Genomic DNA, 6,503 nt, shown 5'->3' with positions numbered 1-6,503 from the left:
GGCGATGCCGACATATTCTCAATATGAGCAAGGTTTATGGGTTTTTCTCAATCACCCAGGGACACCTTTGACCAATAACGAAGCCGAGCGTTGTTTGCGTGGCAGCGTGATCATGCGCAAGATCTGCTATGGCACCAGTTCAGATAGGGGTGAGAAGTTTCGATCTCGGATCCTCTCAGTCGTTGAAACGTGCAAGAAGCGCAAGTTATCCCCGATAACAGTGATCAGCACTATCATTGCGGGCGTGGTGGGTAAATGCGACTACCCAGACGTATTTGGACTAACCTCAGCTTAGTCAATCCCCCTCTGGTGAATGCTTACCATTCGCCGACGCCACATTATTTCGTCAACGTCACCGGCTTCATATCTATGTTGAGTGCGAAATACGGACTTGAATAGCAATACCAGTCGATTGCCGATACTCGCGGTAAGCCCCTTACCTGAATAATCGGCCATTTGTTGTAAATTACGCTGCACATGGGCAAGGCAAAATTGATGCCGTTCGGGCTCAATCCAGTTGTAGCTGGGACATTGGTCACTCACGACAATCGCTTGGGTATGCTCGCCTAATATCGATTTGGCTGCATCCTTATTACGAAAATATTTCACCTGTTGGAATACGGCATCCTCACTCGATAACAACCAGACCCAGCGGGTATGCTCTTCACCATTACGATTGTGCGTCGTCTCGTCAACATGCACTAATGACGCTTTTTTTATGTGTTGATGCAGAGCTTGGTGTGTCGGCGTCAGCATACTACTGACTCGCCCTTGCGCTTCAGAAATCAGACCGATAGAGAAATGAGTCCCGTATTGGTCTTGCAGTAAACGTTGAATTTTACGTACGCTCAGGTGATACAAGCCACTGAGCACAGCCACGTAACTGAGCAATCGTGGCCCCATCTGACCATCGGGAGCCTCTTCAGGCAAGGCTCCTTTGCTCACGGTGTTGCACTGCTGACAACGCCCGTGAAATAACTGGTATTCAGTTATATCAAGTGCAGGTTTAGGTAATTCAAATACCTGATGACGATAGCTTGGAGTCGGGTTGGCAATGACCTCGCCACCACAATCAGAACAACATGAATCGGGTAAGCAAGCGACTTGCTCATCGGTTGCGCTGAGTTCCGCTAATGGTCTTTTATGCCCCGTATGTCCAGGTTGAGCGCCAACCTTATTTCCACTACGAGGCGTTTGAGCTTTTTTCGCTCAGCCTTATCCGCAGGGGAGTCAGAGGATGGTGATTTGGATGAGTTTCTAGAGCTCAATGCTAGGCGGTCTTCATATTCACGTAACTTTTCCCACAGTTCTTGAATGAGTAAGTTTGCTTTTTTTTCACCGAGTTCAGCAACCGTAGGCGGCTCTGTTGCGAATTGTTTTTTCTTTTTCATGAAGCTATTTTGACACGGCAAAGAGATCGTTCAATAGCGATATGACCAAACCTTATTGATCATCAATTGATCGTGTCAATAAGGGGCTGGTGAACGGTTACCCTCAAACGGCAGATACACTAAGATTTCATGGCTATTGACGGCTATAACAGGGTCGACTTCGACGAAAGGAGGCAATATGGGAAAGCCGAAATGATGCCAGTGACAACCCAATGCGATATCTACAGGGGCAAAGTAATTCAATAGCTTCTCGTTAAACCAGCTCTCTCCCACCTTAGGCACTGCATATTTAAGCGCCGCTTGGTGACTCACACTAATCGAAGTGACTCCTTGACGCTTCGCGGCCCAAGCTGAAACAGGTTCAAAGTCATTTAACACCAGATCGTAGCGACTCAAGTCTAATGAGTTAGTCTCATGCAACAGAGAAGGCACTGAATTTTTCCATGCGGTTCTTGCCATACTCACCCGACCATTATTGGTCGCGAATGTCAGCCCAGTCTCAACCTGGTATTCGCCAAAGCACTGCATATCGAAAAACTGCTCAGGAGCACGTCCGGAAAAGAAGAAGTCGACATCCACTCCATATTTTTGCAGAGACTTAGCCATCACCCGTGCACGACTCAAATGGCCATTACCCGTTCCCTGGACGCCATAAAGTATTCTCATATTGTCTCCATGAAATGACGCAAGTTAATACCCACCTATGTACAAAATAGCCGCAACAGAACTTGAGCCCAGTACCGCACCAGCCACAATATCCAAGGGATAGTGCACCCCAAGCGCAATACGTGACAGCCCGATAGCGTTCTTCAAAATGAAAGTGGCAGTTCGAGAATAAACGCGGCTAAAGCCAGACTAAACAGCTCCCCTCCTCTGGCGTGGCTCACCAGTAAGGTCAGTGAAAATATGCAGTAGAATGGGCCATCTTCGATTTTTGATATTTTTCTGGCGAGCAGAAGCCACTCTCTGTGCTCGCTAAGCGCAAAGATGTATTGAAATGCTTGTTTGTCTAATTTTGCAATAGTGCCAAACATAAAAAGGCTCCTCATCAGCGGTATACTGATTTAGAGCCTAAAAAGGTGCCATGACGGCGAGATGACAACTAGTCTAAGTTTTTATGACACTCGAAAATGCCTGTTAGCATATTCTTATGCTGTAGCTAGTTGCTGTGGTTTTGCACGATAGATTTTTATCAGGTGGTAGATGTTGATACAGGCAACAAATGCATTCATACCAGCCACTGGCCAAGCCGAAATATAGATCCCGTAGACAACGAACAGGGAACAACCGGCAAAGTTTAAACATCTAAGCCAGATGATATCTTTCATCATCAATGAAATAGCTACCATTACTGACGCAAAATAACCAATAATTTCAATCGTTGAAGCTTCCATGAAGGTACCTTTTAAGGCCTTCTGCCATCCATAAGCGAATTGGGGGGTCCGTGCCCCTAAAGCAAGTTAAAGTTAAGTTAATCTAATCTAAGCATATGCTAACAAACTTACGCCATACATGTAATAAAAATACGTCATTTAACGACCTATATCACGTTCTCAGCTGGTTTATTGCGCAGACAAAGAAACTTTACAACAAAGCTGTAAATAGACGCATATATCAACAATTGCGTGATTGATAACACTTTTCTTTTTAATAATCCCTTATATACTGGCCTTATCTCGTCAAATTGTGCACCACTCAGCACAATATCGATCTACAGGAGTATGACTATGGAATACAACACCTCAGAACTTTGTGACACTTACATCGATGTCGTCGATGTTGTCGAGCCCATGTTCAGTAACTATGGTGGTTGTAACTCATTTGGTGGCTCAATCAGCACGATTAAATGTTTCGAAGACAACGGCCTTATCGCTGAAGCGCTTCAACAAGATGGTGAAGGTAGGGTTCTACTTGTAGATGGTGGCGGCTCTTTAAGACGCGCACTGCTCGATTCCTCTATTGCCCAGATCGCGGTAGAGAATAAATGGGAAGGCATCATCATCTATGGCTCGGTGAGAGATGTCGATGCGCTGGAAGATCTCGATCTTGGCATTCAGGCACTGGCCTCTATTCCGGTCGCTGCAGATGGCCATTCAGTAGGAGAACTGGAGATCCCGGTAAACTTCGGTGGTGTCACTTTCTTACCCCTAGATCATGTCTACGCCGACAACACAGGTATCATACTGTCGCCAGAGCCTTTAGATATCGATTAAGCATCACAATAAGAACTAAGCAGACATGCAATATCTCATTCCTTTTACAACACAAGTGTGTCGACAACTCGTTGCAATTCGTGACGGTGAAACCAAACTTGCCCAGACGGTTCACTTTTGCGATAGCGCAAACCCTTTCAGCGACACACTCGATAACGCTAAAGCCAATGGCGTGCGTTTCGCCATCATAGGCATAGGCGAAGACATAGGTCCACGCGCCAACCTAGGCCGCGGCGGCGCAACCGATGCCTTCGAATCGGCCATGGCACAATTTCTCAACCTACAATCTAATCGCTTCTTCAGTGGCAACGAGTGCCTGGTTCTGGGCCAGATACAGACAGACGATCTGCAACTGGCCGAAGGTGCCGATGCGGATTCACTGAGAACAAATGTTGAGCTGCTTGATGAAAGAGTGATCTCGGTAGCCAGCCAGATAATTGCGGCAGGCCTTGAGCCTATCGTTATCGGCGGCGGCCATAACAATGCTTATGGCTTATTGATGTCGGTGAAAAACACCCATAACAAGAAAGTTGCGGCGGTAAACTTAGATCCCCATTCCGATTTTCGCCCACGTGAAGGTCGCCATAGCGGCAATGGTTTTAGCTATGCGGCGGCCAGTGGTGCATTGGGTTACTACCATGTACTTGGTATGCATGAACTCAAAAATAGTGAAGAAACACTGGAGCAGCTCAGCACTTTCGGTGGCCACTGGCATACCTTGCAAGCGATCTGGGTACGCCGAGAAATCACCTTGAAGTCGGCATTAGATGAGATAGTCACGCGCCTCAACGACAGCCAACTACCAGTAGCTCTGGAGCTGGATCTCGATGCCATCATTAATATGCCCAGTAGTGCCTCGACGGCTGCGGGAATTCCACTGCTGGACGCCCTACATTATGTGAGCACCATAGCCAGGAATACCCCCTGTGCCTATCTGCACTTAGCGGAAGCTGCACCTAGCTGTCATGTTGCAGGCATAGCGGCCGGTTATCGCGAAACTGGCCAGAGTATCAGCGAGCTAATGTATGCGTATATCCAAGGAAGAATGCAGTCGCAACAGATAGGTTAGATCTAGGACCTCGTTCCTCGTTCCTAGGTACTAGTGCCTAGGAACTATATTCTAGGTTCTAGGTTCTAGGCTATTTCTCTCATACTATTCACCATTGGCTAACGTCTTGTGGAGATAGTATGTAAGCGCCTGCGCATCCTTCAAATGAGTCAAAGATGCCTATTTTTACCCGCTACTATTCACCATTGGCTAATATTATGATGTAATGCGCAGTCAAATTTACGAAAGCCTGCGCCAACGCGCATTTTCAACAATTCCGAGTTCAGATAACTAACATCGATCACAATGTGCTAGATGGGACATTCTGCGACGTGAATGAATGGCTTACACTCGCTGATAACAATTGCATAGATAGGAACAACCAGATGTCACAGGGCGCAGAAAAAAGTACCCATTTCGGTTATAAAACAGTTGAGGCGGATCAGAAGGCCGATATGGTCGCTGGCGTATTTCATTCTGTTGCAGCCAAATATGACATCATGAATGATGTCATGTCTTTCGGTATTCACCGCATATGGAAACGTTTTACCATCGAAAGCTCAGGTGCACGACCGGGCATGAAGGTGTTAGATCTTGCCGGTGGTACAGGCGACTTGACCGCGAAATTCTCTCACCTAGTGGGTGACAGAGGTCAGGTGACTCTTGCCGACATCAACGATTCTATGCTCAAGGTCGGTCGTGAAAAACTCAGAAATAAGGGCATTGTTGGCAACGTTAACTATGTTCAGGCCAATGCCGAAGCCCTGCCATTCCCAGATAATCATTTCGATATTATCACCATCGCCTTTGGCTTGAGGAATGTCACCGACAAAGATGCGGCTATCCGCTCAATGCTGCGCGTACTTAAGCCTGGTGGAAAGCTATTAATTCTTGAATTTTCCAAGCCAAAACATGACATAATGCGCAAGATTTATGATCTTTACAGCTTCAAAATAATGCCAAAAATGGGCGCGCTCATTACCCAAGATGCCGACAGTTATGCATATCTGGCTGAATCTATTCGTATGCACCCAGATCAAGAAACCTTAAAAGGTATGATGGTCGAAGCTGGTTTTGAGCAGGTAGACTACACCAACATGACAGACGGCATAGTTGCTCTCCATAAAGGCTACAAGTTTTAATTCTCGCATTTGATGAGCCATTAGACTCAACAAAAACAGTCCGAATACGAGCCTGAATTCAGTCATTGGATAACTTATGAAACGTGAAATGGCATTGCTACTCAGCGCCGGGCTTGAGACAGCTTTCAAGCAAGTCCTCGCTCAGTCTCCCGAAGAGTATGCCAAATTGCGTACGCTACATGGTAAGGTCCTTTGTATTCAATTGAGCCAGCTCAGCTGGCCAATCTATCTGGTTTTTGCCAGTGAAATTCAGGTGTTAAGCAAATATGAAGGTAAAATCACCACTAAGGTCAATGCCGATATAACCACCTTATATCAATTAACCGAAGGGGCTAACCTCACCGAGCTGATAAAGCAAGACAAGCTCAGTATCGAAGGCGATCTCAGCCTGCTGCAGACCTTCAGTCATTATATGCATCAGGTGGAATTCGATTTCGCCGAGCCTATATCCCGCTATATTGGCGATGCTCCAACCCATTTTTTAATGAGAGGGATTAAGCAAATCAAATCCAATCTCGCTAACGTATTTCACAAGAGTCGCTCCCATATAGGTCAATTAACCACCGAAGAATATAAGTTAGCCCCCCATAAAATCGAATTTATTCATTTCAGTGATAGAATCGATGATCTGGTGGCAGATGTTGACGCCATAGAACAACGAATCAAACACCTACAAAGTCACTCTCCTAAACAAGGCGAACGTTAAGAC

At 46.1% G+C, this 6,503-nt stretch carries 7 protein-coding genes and 3 pseudogenes; 5 read left to right on the top strand and 5 right to left on the bottom strand.

What is annotated here, in order from left to right; all coding sequences use genetic code 11:
- Nucleotides 1-295 (top strand): annotated as a pseudogene (locus KT99_RS01490) (IS66 family transposase); the annotation flags it as partial.
- Nucleotides 296-321: 26 nt separating this feature from the next.
- On the opposite strand, the pseudogene KT99_RS01485 reads toward KT99_RS01490, so the two are convergent.
- The 5 genes and pseudogenes from KT99_RS01485 to KT99_RS01465 form a co-directional block, all read right to left on the bottom strand.
- Nucleotides 322-1,391: pseudogene (locus KT99_RS01485) on the bottom strand (IS66-like element ISSbe3 family transposase); the annotation flags it as partial.
- A gap of 102 nt (nt 1,392-1,493) precedes the next feature.
- A pseudogene (locus KT99_RS01475) lies at nt 1,494-2,057 on the bottom strand (glycosyltransferase family protein); the annotation flags it as partial.
- Nucleotides 2,058-2,081: 24 nt separating this feature from the next.
- On the bottom strand, nt 2,082-2,165 hold the full coding sequence (locus KT99_RS22480) for a hypothetical protein (RefSeq protein ID WP_232504225.1): 84 nt from the start codon (nt 2,163-2,165) through the stop codon (nt 2,082-2,084).
- A gap of 35 nt (nt 2,166-2,200) precedes the next feature.
- Nucleotides 2,201-2,425, bottom strand: coding sequence for a hypothetical protein (locus KT99_RS01470; RefSeq protein WP_005496238.1), 225 nt, complete (start codon nt 2,423-2,425; stop codon nt 2,201-2,203).
- 114 nt (nt 2,426-2,539) lie between these two features.
- Nucleotides 2,540-2,785: a YgjV family protein gene (locus KT99_RS01465; RefSeq protein WP_005496235.1), complete on the bottom strand. Its 246-nt coding sequence runs from the start codon at nt 2,783-2,785 to the stop codon at nt 2,540-2,542.
- A gap of 333 nt (nt 2,786-3,118) precedes the next feature.
- On the opposite strand from KT99_RS01465, the gene rraA reads away from it, so the two are divergent.
- The 4 genes from rraA to KT99_RS01445 all read left to right on the top strand — a co-directional run bounded on the left by rraA (nt 3,119) and on the right by KT99_RS01445 (nt 6,500).
- Nucleotides 3,119-3,604, top strand: coding sequence for a ribonuclease E activity regulator RraA (gene rraA / locus KT99_RS01460; protein WP_005496233.1), 486 nt, complete (start codon nt 3,119-3,121; stop codon nt 3,602-3,604).
- Between the two features lie 25 nt (nt 3,605-3,629).
- Nucleotides 3,630-4,673, top strand: coding sequence for a formimidoylglutamase (locus tag KT99_RS01455; RefSeq protein WP_005496231.1), 1,044 nt, complete (start codon nt 3,630-3,632; stop codon nt 4,671-4,673).
- A 365-nt stretch (nt 4,674-5,038) separates the two neighbouring features.
- Nucleotides 5,039-5,794 carry a bifunctional demethylmenaquinone methyltransferase/2-methoxy-6-polyprenyl-1,4-benzoquinol methylase UbiE gene (gene ubiE, locus KT99_RS01450; protein WP_005496230.1) on the top strand — a complete coding sequence of 252 codons (756 nt, stop codon included), beginning with the start codon at nt 5,039-5,041 and terminating at the stop codon, nt 5,792-5,794.
- Nucleotides 5,795-5,870: 76 nt separating this feature from the next.
- Nucleotides 5,871-6,500 (top strand): ubiquinone biosynthesis accessory factor UbiJ, encoded by a 630-nt coding sequence (locus tag KT99_RS01445; protein WP_005496228.1) that lies wholly within the window; start codon nt 5,871-5,873, stop codon nt 6,498-6,500.
- The last annotated feature ends 3 nt before the right edge of the window (nt 6,501-6,503 follow it).

The organism is Shewanella benthica KT99, assembly GCF_000172075.1.
Classification (GTDB): domain Bacteria; phylum Pseudomonadota; class Gammaproteobacteria; order Enterobacterales; family Shewanellaceae; genus Shewanella; species Shewanella benthica_A.
Note: the sequence above shows the minus strand (reverse complement) of the source record. Positions and strands in the feature narration are given on the sequence as shown.